This window comes from Streptomyces sp. PT12 (genome assembly GCF_003311645.1).
Taxonomy (GTDB): Bacteria; Actinomycetota; Actinomycetes; order Streptomycetales; family Streptomycetaceae; genus Streptomyces.
This window is the reverse complement of record NZ_QEST01000014.1, coordinates 30,631-46,611: the sequence shown is the minus strand read 5'-3', so window position 1 is coordinate 46,611 and position 15,981 is coordinate 30,631. Positions and strand designations below refer to the sequence as shown.

12 protein-coding genes are annotated in these 15,981 nt (G+C 73.5%); 5 read left to right on the top strand and 7 right to left on the bottom strand.

The features are described from left to right. Positions 1-90: 90 nt before the first annotated feature. Together DEH69_RS00950 and metH are read right to left on the bottom strand one after the other, a co-directional pair. A complete protein-coding gene (locus DEH69_RS00950) occupies positions 91-822 on the bottom strand; it encodes an HAD family phosphatase (protein WP_113684927.1) in 732 nt (243 codons plus the stop codon). 129 nt (positions 823-951) lie between these two features. After that, positions 952-4,467, bottom strand: a complete 3,516-nt coding sequence (gene metH, locus DEH69_RS00945; protein ID WP_113684926.1) for a methionine synthase — start codon at positions 4,465-4,467, stop codon at positions 952-954. A 213-nt stretch (positions 4,468-4,680) separates the two neighbouring features. Here metH and DEH69_RS00940 point away from each other — a divergent pair, with 213 nt between their 5' ends. The 3 genes from DEH69_RS00940 (at position 4,681) to DEH69_RS00930 (ending at position 8,400) form a co-directional block, all read left to right on the top strand. After that, positions 4,681-5,445, top strand: a complete 765-nt coding sequence (locus DEH69_RS00940) for an IclR family transcriptional regulator (protein WP_113684925.1) — start codon at positions 4,681-4,683, stop codon at positions 5,443-5,445. Between the two features lie 199 nt (positions 5,446-5,644). Beyond that, entirely contained in the window at positions 5,645-7,171 is a 1,527-nt protein-coding gene (gene glpK, locus DEH69_RS00935; protein ID WP_113684924.1) for a glycerol kinase GlpK, read from the top strand. Positions 7,172-7,410: 239 nt separating this feature from the next. Continuing rightward, positions 7,411-8,400: a PAC2 family protein gene (locus tag DEH69_RS00930; RefSeq protein ID WP_113684923.1), complete on the top strand. Its 990-nt coding sequence runs from the start codon at positions 7,411-7,413 to the stop codon at positions 8,398-8,400. A 41-nt stretch (positions 8,401-8,441) separates the two neighbouring features. On the opposite strand, the gene mshC is transcribed toward DEH69_RS00930, so the two are convergent. From mshC to DEH69_RS00905, 5 genes are all read right to left on the bottom strand, one after another. Continuing rightward, positions 8,442-9,671 carry a cysteine--1-D-myo-inosityl 2-amino-2-deoxy-alpha-D-glucopyranoside ligase gene (mshC, locus tag DEH69_RS00925; RefSeq protein WP_113684922.1) on the bottom strand — a complete coding sequence of 410 codons (1,230 nt, stop codon included), beginning with the start codon at positions 9,669-9,671 and terminating at the stop codon, positions 8,442-8,444. Positions 9,672-9,723: 52 nt separating this feature from the next. Beyond that, the gene (locus tag DEH69_RS00920) at positions 9,724-10,569 is read right to left on the bottom strand and encodes an SCO1664 family protein (protein ID WP_113684921.1); all 846 of its coding nucleotides are present in this window, start codon (positions 10,567-10,569) and stop codon (positions 9,724-9,726) included. Continuing rightward, on the bottom strand, positions 10,530-11,123 hold the full coding sequence (locus DEH69_RS00915) for a DUF3090 domain-containing protein (RefSeq protein WP_113684920.1): 594 nt from the start codon (positions 11,121-11,123) through the stop codon (positions 10,530-10,532). Before DEH69_RS00915 ends, DEH69_RS00920 begins: the two co-directional genes overlap by 40 nt. 65 nt (positions 11,124-11,188) lie before the next feature. Next, the gene (locus tag DEH69_RS00910; RefSeq protein ID WP_113684919.1) at positions 11,189-11,881 is read right to left on the bottom strand and encodes an MSMEG_4193 family putative phosphomutase; all 693 of its coding nucleotides are present in this window, start codon (positions 11,879-11,881) and stop codon (positions 11,189-11,191) included. A 33-nt stretch (positions 11,882-11,914) separates the two neighbouring features. Then, complete coding sequence (locus tag DEH69_RS00905) at positions 11,915-12,964, bottom strand: LLM class F420-dependent oxidoreductase (RefSeq protein ID WP_113684918.1); 1,050 nt, start codon at positions 12,962-12,964, stop codon at positions 11,915-11,917. 86 nt (positions 12,965-13,050) lie between these two features. Between DEH69_RS00905 and DEH69_RS00900 the strand changes: the two genes are divergently transcribed. Next, positions 13,051-14,037: an aldo/keto reductase gene (locus tag DEH69_RS00900; RefSeq protein ID WP_113684917.1), complete on the top strand. Its 987-nt coding sequence runs from the start codon at positions 13,051-13,053 to the stop codon at positions 14,035-14,037. Then, positions 14,034-15,968 carry a helix-hairpin-helix domain-containing protein gene (locus tag DEH69_RS00895; protein ID WP_258534353.1) on the top strand — a complete coding sequence of 645 codons (1,935 nt, stop codon included), beginning with the start codon at positions 14,034-14,036 and terminating at the stop codon, positions 15,966-15,968. The genes DEH69_RS00900 and DEH69_RS00895 overlap by 4 nt, the downstream gene beginning before the upstream one ends. Positions 15,969-15,981 lie beyond the last annotated feature (13 nt).

The following is a 15,981-nucleotide window of genomic DNA, read 5'->3' as shown; positions in this document are numbered from 1 at the left end:
AGCCCGAGAGCCGTCGGGAGTGGCGCCAACGCACCTCGTCGCCTCACGCGTCTTCCTCTTATCCTCGCTGCGGGACCGGCCGCCATGACCCTAGTCCGCCGAAACCCCATTCCTCAGGTGAGAAACATCACGGGCCACGAGGGAGCGCAGCAGGGGGAGGTCGACCCGCTCGAGCGAGTCCACGACCGTGCGCCCCGAGGCGGCGGGGACGGGGGCCACCGAGGGAACGGCAATGACGCGGCAGCCGGCCGCCTCGGCGGATGCCACGCCGGTGGCGGTGTCCTCGATGGCGACGCAGCGCGCGGGGTCGGCGCCAAGGCCCGCGGCCGCGGCGAGGTACGGGTCGGGGTGCGGCTTGGTGCGCGGCACCTCGTCGCCCGCGACGGTGAGCGCGAAGTGCTCGGGGCCGAGAGAGACCAGCATGCGCTCGATGACGGTCCGGTGGGACGCGGAGACCAGGGCGGTGGGCACCCGGTGGGCGGCCAGCTCGGTCAGCAGCCGCCGAGCCCCCGGCATCAGCGGAACGCCGCGCTCGAGGCGGCGCAGAAAGCCGGCGTTGAGCAGCACGCTCAGCTCGTCCAGGGTGATGTCGGCACCGGTGACCTCGATGAGGTACCCGGCGCTGCGGGTCATGGGGCCGCCGACCACCACCTCGCGGTGCTCGTCGGCCAGCTCGTGTCCCAGGGCGCCGAAGACCTCGACCTCGGCGTCCCACCAGAAGCCCTCGGTGTCCACCAGCGTGCCGTCCATGTCGAGCAGCACGGCCTGCGGGCCGCCCTCGTACGGCGCCCTGACGTCCATGGCGGGCAGGGAACTCGTCATCCGCACACCTCCACAAGTCCACAAGGGACGCGCAGGCCGGTCACCCCTGTGGGGGCGACCGGCCTGTACCGGACCGATCAGTCTACGTCGGCGCTCGGGAAGCCGCCCGGGCCATATCACCCGGACAGATCAACGAGCGTTGAAATAGTTGGCTTCCGGATGGTGAAGGACGATGGCGTCCGTGGACTGCTCGGGGTGCAGCTGGAACTCCTCGGAGAGCGTGACGCCGATGCGCTCGGAGCCGAGCAGCTCGGCGATCTTGGCGCGGTCCTCCAGGTCGGGGCAGGCGGGGTAGCCGAGGGAGTAGCGGCAGCCCTGGTACTCGGTGCGGAACATCCCGTCCAGGCCCGCGGGGTCGTTGCCCCCGATGCCCAGGTCCGCGCGGACCCTGGCGTGCCAGTACTCGGCCAGCGCCTCGGCGAGCTGGACGGACAGGCCGTGCAGCTCCAGGTAGTCGCGGTAGGAGTCGGCCGCGAACAGCTCGGCGGTCGCCTCGCTCACCCGGGGGCCGATGGTCACGGTCTGGAGGGCGACGACATCCGTCTCGCCCGACTCGGCGGGGCGGAAGAAGTCGGCCAGGCACAGCCGGCGGCCGCGGCGCTGGCGCGGGAAGGTGAAGCGGGTGCGCTCCTTGCCCTCCTCGTCCAGGATCACCAGGTCGTCGCCCTCGGCGTGGCACGGGAAGTAGCCGTGGACGACGGCCGCCTCCAGGAGGTTGTCGGTGTGCAGCCGGTCGAGCCAGCCGCGCAGTCTTGGCCTGCCCTCGGTCTCGACCAGCTCGGCGTAGTCGGGCCCCTCGCCGGTCCTGGCGGCCTTCAGGCCCCACTGCCCCTTGAACAGCGCGTCCTCGTCCAGCCACTCCGCGTAGTCCTTGAGCGGGATGCCCTTGACGACGCGCGTGCCCAGGAACGGCGGGGTGGGGATGGGGACATCGGTGGCGGTCTCGGAGCGGACCGGTGCGCCGTCGCCGCCGTCGGCCTCGGGCAGCGGGGCCGGACGGCGGGCGACGCGGCGCGGCTTGAGCTCGGGGAGCGTCGCCCCTGGGACGCCTCGCTTGACGGCGACCAGGGCGTCCATCAGCCGCAGCCCCTCGAACGCGTCGCGGGCGTAGCGGACCTCGCCGCGGTAGATCTCGTGCAGGTCCTGCTCGACATAGGCGCGGGTGAGGGCGGCGCCGCCCAGGATGACGGGGTAGTCGGCCGCCATGCCGCGGCGGTTGAGCTCCTCCAGGTTCTCCTTCATGATCACCGTGGACTTCACCAGCAGGCCCGACATGCCGATGACGTCGGCCCGGTGCTCCTTCGCGGCGTCGAGGATGGCGGAGACCGGCTGTTTGATGCCGAGGTTGACCACGTTGTAGCCGTTGTTGGTCAGGATGATGTCCACCAGGTTCTTGCCGATGTCGTGGACGTCGCCGCGGACGGTGGCCAGCACGATGGTGCCCTTGCCGTCGTCGCCCGACTTCTCCATGTGCGGCTCGAGGTGGGCCACGGCCGCCTTCATCACCTCTGCGGACTGGAGGACGAACGGCAGCTGCATCTGCCCCGAGCCGAACAGCTCGCCCACGACCTTCATGCCGGACAGCAGCGTGTCGTTGACGATGTCGAGCGCGGGGCGTTCGGTCAGCGCCTCGTCGAGGTCGGCCTCGAGGCCCTTGCGCTCGCCGTCGATGATCCGGCGCTGAAGGCGCTCGTCGAGGGGCAGCGCGAGCAGCTCTTCGGTCTTGCCCGCGCGCATCGACCTGGCGTCCACGCCCTCGAACAGCTGAAGGAAGCGCTGGAGCGGGTCGTGGTCGGGGGTGCGCCGGTCGTAGATGAGGTCGAGGGCGGCCTCGACCTGCTCGGCGTCGATCCTGGCGATCGGCAGGATCTTGGCAGCGTGCACGATGGCGGAGTCGAGCCCGGCCTTGACGCACTCGTCGAGGAAGACGGAGTTGAGCACGAGCCTGGCGGCGGGGTTGAGGCCGAAGGAGATGTTGGACAGGCCCAGGGTGGTCTGCACCTCGGGGTGGCGGCGCTTGAGCTCGCGGATGGCCTCGATCGTGTGGAGGCCGTCCCTGCGGGACTCCTCCTGGCCGGTACAGATGGTGAAGGTGAGGCAGTCGATGATGATGTCGGGCTTCGCCACGCCCCAGTTCGCGGTGAGGTCGGCGATCAGGCGTTCGGCAATGGCGACCTTGTGCTCGGGCGTCCTGGCCTGGCCCTCCTCGTCGATCGTCAGGGCCATGAGCGCGGCGCCGTGCTCGGTGGCAAGGCGGGTGACCCTGGCGAAACGGGAGTCGGGGCCGTCGCCGTCCTCGTAGTTCACGGAGTTGATCACGGCCCGGCCGCCCAGCTTCTCCAGGCCCGCCTCGAGGACGGCGGGCTCGGTGGAGTCCAGCACGATCGGCAGCGTCGACGCGGTGGCGAAGCGGCCCGCCAGCTCGGCCATGTCGGCGACGCCGTCCCTGCCGACGTAGTCCACGCACAGGTCGAGCATGTGGGCGCCCTCGCGGATCTGACCGCGCGCCATCTCCACGCACTCGTCCCAGCGCCCCGCGAGCATCGCCTCGCGGAACTTCTTCGAGCCGTTGGCGTTCGTCCGCTCGCCGATGGCCAGATAGGAGGTGTCCTGGCGAAACGGCACCGTCTGGTAGAGCGACGAGGCCCCCGGCTCGGGGCTGGGGTCGCGGGGCGCGGGGCGCAGGTCGGTGACCCGCTCCACCACCTGGCGCAGGTGCTCGGGCGTGGTGCCGCAGCAGCCGCCGACGAGCGAGAGGCCGAACTCGCCGATGAACGCCTCGTGCGCGTCCGCAAGCTCCGCGGGGCCCAGGGGGTAGTGCGCGCCGTCCTTGCCGAGGACGGGCAGCCCGGCGTTGGGCATGCAGGACAGCGGGACGCGGGCGTGCCGGGCGAGATAGCGCAGGTGCTCGCTCATCTCGGCGGGGCCGGTCGCGCAGTTGAGGCCGACCATGTCGATGCCGAGCGGCTCAAGCGAGGTGAGCGCGGCGCCGATCTCGGAGCCGAGCAGCATCGTGCCGGTCGTCTCGACCGTGACCTGGACGATCAACGGTAGGTCGGCGCCCGCCGCGCTCAGGGCGCGCCTAGCGCCGAGGACGGCGGCCTTGGTCTGGAGCAGGTCCTGGCTGGTCTCCACGAGCAGCGCGTCGGCGCCGCCCTCGATCAGGCCCTCGGCGTTGCGCTGGTAGGCGTCGCGCAGGGCCGGGTAGGCGATGTGGCCGAGGCTGGGCAGCTTGGTGCCGGGGCCGATCGAGCCGAGCACCCAGCGGGGGCGGCCGTCGTCGGCGGCGAACGCGTCGGCGGTCTCGCGGGCGACGCGCGCGCCGGCGGCCGAGAGCTCGGCGATGCGCTCGGGGATCTCGTACTCGCCGAGGGCGGAGAGGTTGGCGCCGAAGGTGTTGGTCTCGACGCAGTCGACACCCGCCTCGAAGTAGGCGCGGTGGACGGAGGCGACGATGTCGGGGCGGGTGACGTTGAGGACCTCGTTGCACCCTTCAAGCTGCTGGAAGTCATCGAGCGTCGGCTCCTGCGCCTGGAGCATCGTGCCCATGCCGCCGTCGGCGACGACGACGCGGGAGGCGAGGGCCTCCCTGAGCGCGGCGGCTCGCTCGGCGGGGGGCGCGAAGGGCGGGCTGGACGAGGCCATGGGCATGCTCCCTGGGGTGCGACGGCTGTCGGCTATGCGCGTCGTGACGAAGCGCACCGAATCAGCCTAACGGCCTTGGCGCCCGCGGGGGGAGACATCACGGCGGCGTGCGCGCTCCCGATGCGCCCGTTACCCGCCATCAATCGGCATCGTCCGCTATCGTTCGGCATTGCCGAACTCTCTCGGTCATCGAGGGCGGACAGGAGGCAGGACATGGCGCGGAGCATCCAGTCGCTCGAGCGCGCCGCCGCGGTGCTGCGGCTGCTCGCCGGCGGCGAGCGGCGGCTCGGGCTCACCGACATCGCCTCGGCCATCGGGCTCGCCAAGGGCACCACGCACGGGCTGCTGCGGACCCTGGCCAAGGAGGGCCTGGTCGAGCAGGACCCGGCGAGCGGCAGGTACCAGCTCGGCGCCGAGCTGCTGCGCCTCGGCAGCGGCTACCTGGACACCCACGAGCTGCGCGCTCGGGCGCTGGTGTGGACCGACGACCTGGCGCGCGCCACGCGGGAGAGCGCCTACCTCGGGGTGCCGCACGGGCGCGGGGTGCTGCTGCTGCACCACGTCTTCAGGCCCGACGACAGCCGCCAGGTGCCCGAGGTGGGCGCGTTGCACCCGTTGCACAGCACCGCGCTCGGCAAGGCGCTCGCGGCGTGGGACCCGGCCGTGCGGGCCGAGGCGTCGAGGGGGGCGCTTGAGGCGTTCACCGAGCTGACGGTGGTGGATCCGGCGCGGTTCGGCGCCGATCTCGATCGGGTGCGCGCCAGGGGCTGGGCGAGTGACGTGGGCGAGACATGGGACGGCGTGGCGTCGATCGCGGCGCCCGTCGTCGACCGCGGGAGGGCGGCCGTGGGCGCGGTGGGCATCACCGGGGCGGTCGAGCGGGTGCTCGCGGACGGGGAGCCGCGGCCCTGGCTGGTCGCGGCCGTCAGGGACTGTGCGCGTTCCGTGTCGCGCGAGCTGGGAGCCGGGCGCTTCTAGGACAATCCAGGCACACCCGAGCGTTATCTGTCGCACGACCCTTGACGGCGGTCGTCACCGAGGAGAAAACTGCCGTGCCATGGTCGGCATTGTCGAACGTCGGCCGACTGTCGGCCGGGGACCGGCACCGTCGCGACCGGCACGCGTACCACGCCGTTCTGCCCCCTGAAGCCGCCCGGACCCGATCAGGAGCCGCTGTATGACCGACGCCATCGCCACCAACGAGTACATCGCCGCCATCGACCAGGGCACCACCTCGAGCCGCTGCCTGATCTTCGACCGCGACGGACACGTCATCTCCGTCGCCCAGAAGGAGCACGAGCAGTACCTGCCCAGGCCCGGCTGGGTCGAACACGACGCCGCCGAGATCTGGACCAACGTCCAGGAGGTCATGGCGGGCGCCCTCGCGAGCGCTCGCATCGGCAAGGAGCAGGTCAAGGCGATCGGCATCACCAACCAGCGCGAGACCACGATGCTGTGGGACAGGGCGACCGGCGACCCGGTGCACCACGCGATCGTCTGGCAGGACACCCGCACCGACGCGCTGACCCGCGAGCTCGGCCGCGACGAGGGCATGGACCGCTTCCGCCGCCAGACAGGGCTGCCGCTGTCCGCGTACTTCGCTGGCCCCAAGGTCCGCTGGCTCCTCGACAACGTCGAGGGCCTCAGGCAGCGCGCCGAGCGGGGCGAGCTGCTCTTCGGGACCATGGACTCCTGGGTCATCTGGAATCTGACCGGCGGCGCCGACGGCGGGGTCCATGTCACGGATGTCACCAACGCCTCCCGCACGATGCTGATGGACCTGCGCACCCAGCGCTGGGACGAGCGCCTGTGCGAGGCCATTGGCGTCCCGCCGTCGGTGCTGCCGGAGATCAGGTCGTCGTCGGAGATCTACGGCAACGCCAAGGGCGGCGCGCTCGACGGCGTCCCGGTCGCGTCGGCGCTCGGCGACCAGCAGGCGGCGCTGTTCGGCCAGACGTGCTTCTCGGTCGGCGAGGGCAAGTCCACCTATGGCACAGGAACGTTCCTGCTGATGAACACCGGCACCGAGGCCATCAACTCCTACGCCGGGCTCATCACCACCATGGGCTACCGCATCGGCGACCAGGCGCCGGTGTACGCCCTGGAGGGCTCCATCGCCGTCACGGGCGCGCTCGTGCAGTGGATGCGCGACCAGCTGGGCCTGATCAAGACGGCGCCCGAGATCGAGGACCTGGCCAGGACGGTCGACGACAACGGCGGCGCCTACTTCGTCCCCGCGTTCTCCGGCCTGTTCGCGCCGCACTGGCGCGCCGACGCCAGGGGCGTGATCGCGGGCCTGACGCGTTACGTCACCAAGGCGCACATCGCAAGGGCCGTGCTCGAGGCCACGGCGTGGCAGTCCAGGGAGATCGTGGACGCCATGCGGAAGGACTCGGGCACCAAGCTGACGTCGCTCAAGGTGGACGGCGGCATGGTCGCCAACGACCTGCTGATGCAGACCATTTCGGACTTCCTCGACGTCCCCGTGGTGCGCCCCGAGGTGGCCGAGACGACGAGCCTGGGCGCCGCCTACGCCGCAGGTCTCGCGGTCGGGTTCTGGTCCAGCGTCGAGGACCTGCGGGCCAACTGGCGCAAGGATGCCGAGTGGACCCCCGGCATGGACCCGGCCGAGCGCGACAAGGAGTACGCGTACTGGCGCAAGGCCGTGGACCGCACGATGGGCTGGCTCGAGGACGGCGACTGACGCCGCACCTCCCAGGCCCTCCCAGGCAGCGGGCACCGGTCACCTCCCGGCCGGTGCCCGCCCGCGCGCTGGGCCCCTCCTCGCCCCCGCCCTCGCTCTCCGTCACGGGCGATGACGGTGCGCATGCGTAGCAAGGCTGCTGGTTGGGCACGGTCACGCCGTAGGCTGGGGCCCGCACGGAACAGTTACGGCAGCCGGGCCGTGGCATCCCACCCGACCCGGCCGGGAGGAGGCGCTGGGTGATCGAGCTCGACGGGGTTCCCGAGCTGGTCGACCCGGTCATGGTGGCCGCGTTCGAGGGCTGGAACGACGCGGGTGACGCAGCCTCGGCCGCGGTGGCGCACCTGGAGCGGGAGTGGAAGGGCGAGGTGTTCGCGGCGCTCGACGCCGAGGACTACTACGACTTCCAGGTCAACCGCCCGCACATCTGGCTCGACGGCGGAGTGCGCCGCGTCACCTGGCCCACGACCCGCCTGTCCGTGGTCAGGATCGGCTCGGAGCACGGCCCGGTGAAGCGCCGTGACCTGGTGCTGGTCCGCGGCATCGAGCCGAGCATGCGCTGGCGCTCGTTCTGCAACGAAATCCTCGGCTTCGCCCACGAGCTGGGCGTGGAGATGGTGGTCGTCCTCGGCGCGCTGCTCGGCGACACCCCGCACACCCGTCCCGTCCCCGTCACCAGCGTGACGTCGGACGAGGACCTGGCGCGCACCCTCGACCTGGAGGAGTCGCGGTACGAGGGGCCCACCGGCATCGTCGGGATCCTCCAGGAGGCGTGCACGCACGCGGGGGTGCCCGCGGTGACGCTGTGGGCGGCCGTTCCGCACTATGTCGCGCAGCCGCCCAACCCCAAGGCGTCGCTCGCGCTGCTGCACTCGCTTGAGGACCTGCTCGGCCTCGGCATCCCCATGGGCGACCTGCCGGACGACGCCCGCGCGTGGCAGATCGGCGTGGACCAACTGGCCGCGGAGGACAGCGAGGTGGCGGACTACGTCAAGTCGCTCGAGGAGGCCAGGGACACCGCCGACCTGCCGGAGGCCACGGGCGAGGCGATCGCCAAGGAGTTCGAACGGTATCTGCGCCGCAGGGACGGGCAGCCGTCGGCGGGGGACGCCAGCGGCTCGTATCTGCGCGATCCCGGCAGCGGAAGGACCAGGCCACGCAAGCGGCCTTCCGAAGGCGACCAGGGCCAGGGCCCGCAGGATCAGGGGCCCGGGGACCCCGACGACTGACGAGCCGTCGGCGCCCACGGGCCCGGGACGTGAGGAGCGTTCTACAGGGCGACGCCGAGGAGCGCGTCCACGGCGCGGGAGACGACGCCGGTGGCTCCGGTGTCCCCGCCGCCGCCCGCGGCCTGGTCGGCCGCCCAGCGGTCCACGGCGGCAAGCGCCGCCGGCGCGTTCAGGTCGTCGGCGAGCGCCGCGCGGATCTCCTCCACCGCGGCGTCGGCCGGTGGCCCGTCGGGGCGCGAGACGGCGGCCCGCCACGCGGCGAGCCGCGCCTGGGCCGACGTGAGCTCCGCGTCGGTCCACTCCCAGTCGGCGCGGTAGTGGTGTGCGAGCACCGCGAGCCGGATCGCCGCGGGGTCGACCCCGGCGCGGCGCAGCTGGGAGACCAGGACGAGGTTCCCGCGGGACTTGGACATCTTCTCGCCCTCGTACCCGACCATCCCGCTGTGCACATAGGAGCGGGCGAACGGGTGGGCGCCGGTGAGGACATGGGCGTGCGAGGCGCCCATCTCGTGGTGCGGGAAGGCGAGATCGGACCCGCCGCCCTGGATGTCGAAGCCCATGCCGAGGTGGTCGAGCGCGATGGCGACGCACTCGATGTGCCAGCCGGGGCGCCCAGGGCCGAGCGACGCGCCGTCCCAGGAGGGCTCGCCGGGGCGGGCCGCCTGCCATAGCAGCGGGTCCAGGGGGTTCTTCTTGCCGTCCCTGCCGGGGTCGCCGCCGCGCTCGGCGGCCAGGGCCAGCATGGTGTCGGTGCCCAGGCACGCGACGGAGCCGAAGTGCCGGTCGGACTCGACGGAGAAGTACACGTCTCCGTCGAGCTCGTAGGCCGCGCCGCTGTCCCGCAGCCGTTCGACGAGGGGAACGATGTCGGCTATGGCCTCGACGGCGCCGACGTAGTCCCGCGGCGGCAGGATCCGCAGCGCGGTCATGTCCTCGCGGAAGAGCGCGATCTCGCGCTCCGCGAGCGCCGTCCAGTCCTCCCCCGTGGCGGCGGCCCGCTCGAGCAGCGGATCGTCGATGTCGGTGACGTTCTGCACATAGTGGACCTGGCGCTGGGTATCGAGCCAGACCCGCTGGACGAGATCGAACGCGATGTAGGTGGCCGCGTGTCCGAGATGGGTGGCGTCGTAAGGGGTGATGCCGCAGACGTAGAGCCGGGCGACAGGACCGGGCGTGAGGGTGACGCGGCGGTCCTTCGCGGTGTCGTGAATCGAGAGATCACGGCCTTGACCGGGCAGAACGGGAACTTTGGAGGCTGGCCAGGCATACATGCCCCGAGCCTAACCGGCCGAGGCCGCCACTACGACAGGGCGGAGGCGCCTCTCACACCAGCGGCCAGGGGATCGCGGGCCACTCGCCGCTCGGGCCCGGCAGGCGCCCGGTCCGCAGCAGGGCGGCCGTCCTGGCGCGCAGCGCGTCGCACTCCGCGGGCGTGATCAGCTCCGCGAGCCTGGTGGACAGCGGGGCGCCGTCGGCGAGTTGGGCGTCAAGGGAGCGCAACGCCTCCCGCTCGGGCCCGGGCAGCGGCTCGCCCGCCCAGCCCCACAGGAGGGTGCGCAGCTTGTTCTCCGTGTGGAACGTCACGCCGTGGTCGATCCCGTGCAGCCGCCCGTCGGCCAGGGGCAGCAGGTGCCCGCCCTTGCGGTCGGCGTTGTTGATCACCGCGTCGAGGGTGGCCACGCGCCGCAGCCGCTCGTCGTCGGCGTGCACCAGCAGGGCGGAGCGGCCGGGGCCGACCTCGGCGAACCCGACGGCCTTCCAGCCGGGCCCCGGCTCGTCCGCGTCGACGAGGGCGAGCAGGTCGCCGGGCCCCTGGGGGACGTCCTCGTCCTCGGGCGTCGGCCCGACCCACAGCTGGCACATGCCGGTGCCGAGCGGGCCGTCGCGCAGGACCGTGAGCGGCACGATGTCCCAGCCGAGCGCGCGGGAGACCTCGTAGGCCGCCACCTCGCGCTGGGCCAGGGTCCCGTCGGGGAAGTCCCACAGCGGGCGCTCCCCCGCGACCGGCTTGTACACGCATGGCACGCTGTGCCCGTCCAGCTCGGCGGTGGCGTAGAGCACCGCGTTGGAGGCGTCCGTGATGCGCCCGACCACCGTCAGCTCACCACGGGCCAGCACCTCGCCCGCCGTCACATCCGGCTGCGCCGGTATCCGTTCTGGCGCGGACATACGTGTCCCTCCGGGTCGAGCGGGAGACTGCACAGGGGGCAGGGCGGGCGCCCGGCGTTGACGACTTCGAGGGCGCGCTTGGCGAACGCCCTCGCCATGGTGCCGCTGAGCCGGACCCGCAGCATCGGGGGGCCGTTCTCGTCGTCGCGCAGCAGGCGCTCCTCGGCCTCGGCGAACGCCTCCTCCGACTCGGCGTCCAGCTCGACGAGCGCCTGCGCCTCGACGATCATCCGCTCGCTGTCGCTGTCCCACGCCAGGGCCATGGTGCCGACGCGGAACTCCTCCTCGACGGGGGTCTCGAGCGGTCCGGTGTCGCTCAGCTCGGCGGGCGCGACGGCGGGCACGGTGGTGTTGCCGCCCGAGCGGCGCACCACCTCGTCAAGCAGCTCGTCGATGCGCTCGGCCAGCGCCTCCACCTGGGCCTTCTCCAGAGCGACGCTGGTCGTACGCCCTGCCGCCGTGGCCTGAAGAAAGAAGGTACGGCGGCCAGGCAGCCCGACGGTCCCGGCGACAAAGCGTTCGGGAGGGTCGTAGAGGAACACCTGACGGGACACGTACTGCTCCGTGGGGTCGACTGCTTGGGACACTGGCACCCTACTGCGCTTCGCGATCACCGTGCCTAGGCACCACCGCCCACCGGCGCCTCGGTGGCCTCGGCCGCGTCCCGCGCCGACTCCTCGGTGTGCGGGACGAACTCGGCCAGGTCGCCGGTGTCCCCGAAGCGCAGCAGCAACGGCGGGCTGCCGTAGCGGATCGCGGTGAGCGACGCGGGGTGCGGCGCGATGCGCTGGAACAGGTCGAGGTGGAGGCCGAGGGCGTCGGCCACGATCGCCTTGATGTTGTCACCGTGGGTGCACATCAGCCAGACCGCGTCGGGGCCGTGCTCGGCGGCGACCGCGGCGTCCCAGCCGCGCGCGGCGGCGACCACGCGGGCGTGCACGTCGCGCAGCGCCTCGCCGCCGGGGAAGACCACGGCGGACGGCTGGCTCCTGACGGTGGCCATCAGCGGCTCGTCGGCCAGCTCCTTGAGCGCGCGGTTGGTCCACTGGCCGTAGTCGCACTCGGTGACCCGGTCGTCCGCGCGCACGGGCAGCTCGGGGCGGGCCGCGCGCAGGGGCGCCAGGGTCTGCGCGCAGCGCTCCAACGGGCTGTGCACGGCGAGCGCCAGGGGAACACCGGCCAGCCGCTCGGGCAGGGCGGCGGCCTGGGCCTGGCCGTGGTCGTCGAGCCGGACGCCGGGGGCGCGACCGGCCAGCAGGCCAGCGGAGTTGGCGGTGGTCCGGCCGTGCCGGAGGAGCAGCAGGGTGGGCATGCCGCCAGCGTAGGCCCTTCGGCGGTAGCGTTCTCAGGCGAGCCCGGCGCGTTCCAACGCCTCCGCTCCGGCGCGCAGGCCAGCGACGCGCTCCTCCAGCGTGAAGCCCGCGGGCATGAGCGAGAGCGTGGTGACCCCGGCGTCGGCGAACGCCCGCATCCGGTCGGCGATCCGCGCGACGGGACCGATCAGCGTGGTGTCGTCAATGAGCTGGTGCGGGACCGCGGCGGCGGCCCCGTCCCGGTCGCGCGCCAGGTAGCGCTCCTGGATCTCCGCGGCCTCCTTGGCGTAACCCATGCGCTGCGCGAGGCGGTTGTAGAAGTTCTGCTCGCGCGAGCCCATGCCGCCGACGTACAGCGCCGTGTACGGCCTGAAGTGGTCGGCGAGCGCGGGGATGTCGTCGCCGAGCGCCAGCGGAACCGTGGGTACCACGTCGAAGCCTTCGAGCCCCTTGCCCACCTTCGCGCGCCCGGCGCGCAGGGGCGCGAGCGCCGTCTCCTCGGCGTGCGCGGGGGAACAGAAGGGCAGGAGCGCGCCGTCGGCGATCTCGCCGGTCTGGGTGAGGTTCTTGGGGCCGATGGCCGCGATGTACAGCGGGATATGCGGGCGCACGGGGTGCACGGTGAGCTTGATCGGCTTGCCAGGGCCCCCCGGCAGGGGCAGCGTCCAGTGCTCGCCCTCGTGGGTCAGCCGCTCGCGCGAGAGCGCCTTGCGGACGATCTCGACGTACTCGCGCGTGCGGGCCAGCGGCCGGTCGAACGCGACGCCGTACCAGCCCTCGGACACCTGGGGGCCCGAGACGCCGAGGCCGAGCCTGAAGCGCCCGCCCGAGAGCAGGTCAAGCGTCGCCGCCGTCATCGCCGTCATGGCCGGGGCGCGGGCCGGGATCTGGAGGATGGCCGAGCCGACGTCGATCCGCTCGGTGCGCGCCGCGACCCAGGCGAGCACCGATGGCACGTCGGAGCCGTACGCCTCGGCGGCCCAGCACACCGCGTATCCGAGCCGGTCCGCCTCCTGGGCGACGGCGAGATTGTCCGCGTCCATCCCGGCTCCCCAGTAGCCGAGGTTGATCCCCAGTCGCATGTCCGCTCCTCAAGGCCGCCCTTACCGGCCGGTAACCCGCCGGTCCCCCGGACTGTACCGCCTGGCCGCAAGTACGCTCAACGCCCATGGATCTCAGGCACCTGGGCCGGACCGGCCTGCGCGTTTCCCGGCTCGGACTCGGCACCCTCACCTGGGGACGCGACACCGGGGAGCAGGAAGCGGCGGAGCTGCTGAAGGTGTTCTGGGCGGCGGGCGGCACCCTGGTGGACACCGCGGACGTCTACGGGGACGGCGGGGCCGAGTATCTGCTGGGCCGTCTCGTGGGCGACCTCGTGCCGCGCGACGAGGTGGTGATCGCGACCAAGGCGGGCAGCGTTCCCGACCCCGACCGCCGCTTCGACGGCTCGCGCGGGCACCTTCTCGCGGCCCTCGACGCCTCGCTCACGCGGCTGAACACCGACCATGTGGACCTGTGGCAGGTGCACGCCTTCGACCCGGCAACCCCGCTCGACGAGACGCTCCAGGCCCTCGACATCGCGGTGGCCAGCGGCCGCGCCCGCTACGCCGGGGTCTCCAACTTCTGCGGCTGGCAGCTCGCCAAGGCCGCCACCTGGCAGCTGGCGTCGCCGGGGGCGCGCACCCGGCTCGCGAGCACGCAGATGGAGTACTCACTGCTCCAGCGCGGGGTCGAACGCGAGGTGCTGCCCGCCGCGTTGGACCTGGGCATCGGGCTGCTGCCGTCCTCCCCGCTGGGCCGCGGGGTGCTGACGGGCAAGTACCGGCAGGGCACGGCGCCTCCCGAGTCGCGCGGCGCCTCGGAGGGGCTCGCGGCCTTTGTCGCGCCCTATCTCGACGAGACGGCGAGCCGGATCGTGGACGCGGTGACGATAGCGGCGGACGGGCTCGCGGTGACGCCCTTGCAGGTGGCGCTCGCGTGGGTGCGGGACAGGCCGGGGGTGGCCGCGCCGATCGTGGGCGCGCGCACGGCGCGTCAGCTCGGGCACGCGTTGTCAGTGGAGGACCTTAGCCTTCCTGAAGAGATCTGCCGGGCGCTGGACGACGTGTCGGCCCCGGTGCACCGTTACCCCGACCACGACTGGAGTGCGCTGTGACCGCGGAGAACGCCACCCCATCGCAGGGCCCTGGCTCCCGGGCCGACGAGCTGCGGGCCGCCGTGCGCGCGGTGGAGAGCGGGGAGCGCTCCGCCGACTCGTTCTTCACCAGGCCCACGCCCCCGCGCGCCCCCGCCCGGCCGCCACGGGCGGCGGGCCCGGCGCCCGACCGCGCGGCCCCGGCGGCGCGGGAGCCTGTCGCGGTGCCCACCGAGCTGCCGGGGCTGCTCGCGCGGGGCGGGGCGCCCGAGGCGCTTGCGCCGCGGGTGGCGGCGGCGCTCGGCGAGGGCGCGGCCGACGAGCTGCTTGCCGACCCGTGGCGGCTGCTCGCGGTCGCGGGGGTCCTCCCCGAGCAGGCGGACGGCTTCGCGCGGGCGCTGCTCGGCGAGGAGTGCGCCCCCGGTGACGAGCGCAGGGCGCGCGCCCTAGTGGGCTGGCTGCTTGAGCGCGCCGCCCGCGCCGGGCACACCGCCGTCGAGCTGCCCTCGGTCGCCGAGGGACTGGCGGGCCACGCCGTTCCCGACCCTGAGGCGGCGGTGCGCGACGCGATCGAGGCGGGCGCCGCCCTGGTCTTCCGAGAGCCGCTGGACGAGCAGGCGGCGGGCGGCGAGCAGGACGAGGAGCCGAGGGCGCGGGTGCTGCTCGGCCTGGAGCGCCACGCCATGGCCGAGGAGGACCTGGCCGACGGACTGGCGCGGCTGCGCGGCACGTTCGGCGCGCTCCCCGAGGCGGGCTTCCCCGCGGAGGGCTGGGAGGCCGCGGCCGCGAGGGCGACGCCATCGGCGGCCGAGCTGTTCCGGGCCGCGGCGGGCGGCGCCGTGGTCGCGCACACGGGCGGCGAAGCGGCGCGCGCCGAGCCGTTGGCGCTGGTCGCGGCGGCGCGCGCGCTGGGGCTTCGGGCGTACGCGGCGGCGCAAGGGCCCGACGGGCGCGCGCGGCTGGCGGCCCTGCTGCCGCCCGCCGACGCGGAGGCCGCCGTCACGCTGACCGGGCTGCTGAGCGAAGCCGAGGGCCCGGGCCGCGACGAGGAGGGGCTGCTTGCGCTCGACCTGGTGGCCGTGCTCGACGCCGCGCGGCTGGGCGCGGAGGACGCGGCGGCGCTCGTCGATGCGCTGCCCGACGGGGCGCGCCTGGTGCTCAGCGGCGATCCCGCCCTGCTGGGAGCCGCGGGTCCCGGCCAGGTGCTCGCCGACGTGCTGGCCTCGGGGACCTGCCCACGGGTCACGTCCCGCACGCCCGACCCAGGCCCGATCGGGGAGCTGGTCTCGGGCGTGGGCGTCGGGGAGCTGCTCCAGGTGGCCGCGCCCGGCCACGAGGTGGTGATCGTCCCGGTGCGCGACGCGGGCGAGGCCGTGCACCGCACGGTGCAGCTGGTCACCGAGTCGGTGCCGCGGGCGTTCGGCCAGGCGCCGAGGGACGTGCGGGTGATCACGCCGGGGCACGGCGGCGCGGCGGGCACCCGGGCGTTGAACGCCGCGCTGAAGGAGCGGATCAACCCGGGCCCCGGCAGGTTCGGCGGCTTCGACCCCGGCGACCTGGTGGCCCACTCCCCCGCTCCCGGGCACACGCGCCTCGCGACGGTGGCCGACGCGGACGGCGAAGGGCTGTGGCTCGAGGGGCTCGAGGGGAAGTTCCGGGTGGCGAGGGAGCTGGTCGGGGAGACCGTGCGGCACGGCTGGGCCGTCACCGCCCACCAGGCGGCGGGCGGACGTTGGCCCGCCGCCGTGGTGGTGCTGCCCGGCGACGCGGCGGCGGCCATCGACCGGTCGTGGGTGTACACGGCGTTCGGCAGGGCCGAGCGGCACCTTTCGGTGGTGCAGGGCGTGGGCCCCGCGCTGGCCAGGGCGGTCGCCGAACCCCCGGCCACCGAGCGGACCACCCGCCTGCGCGCGCTCCTGCGCGAGCAGGCGGTGGCCGGTGCGACTGGCTAGGGCCCGGGGTCGG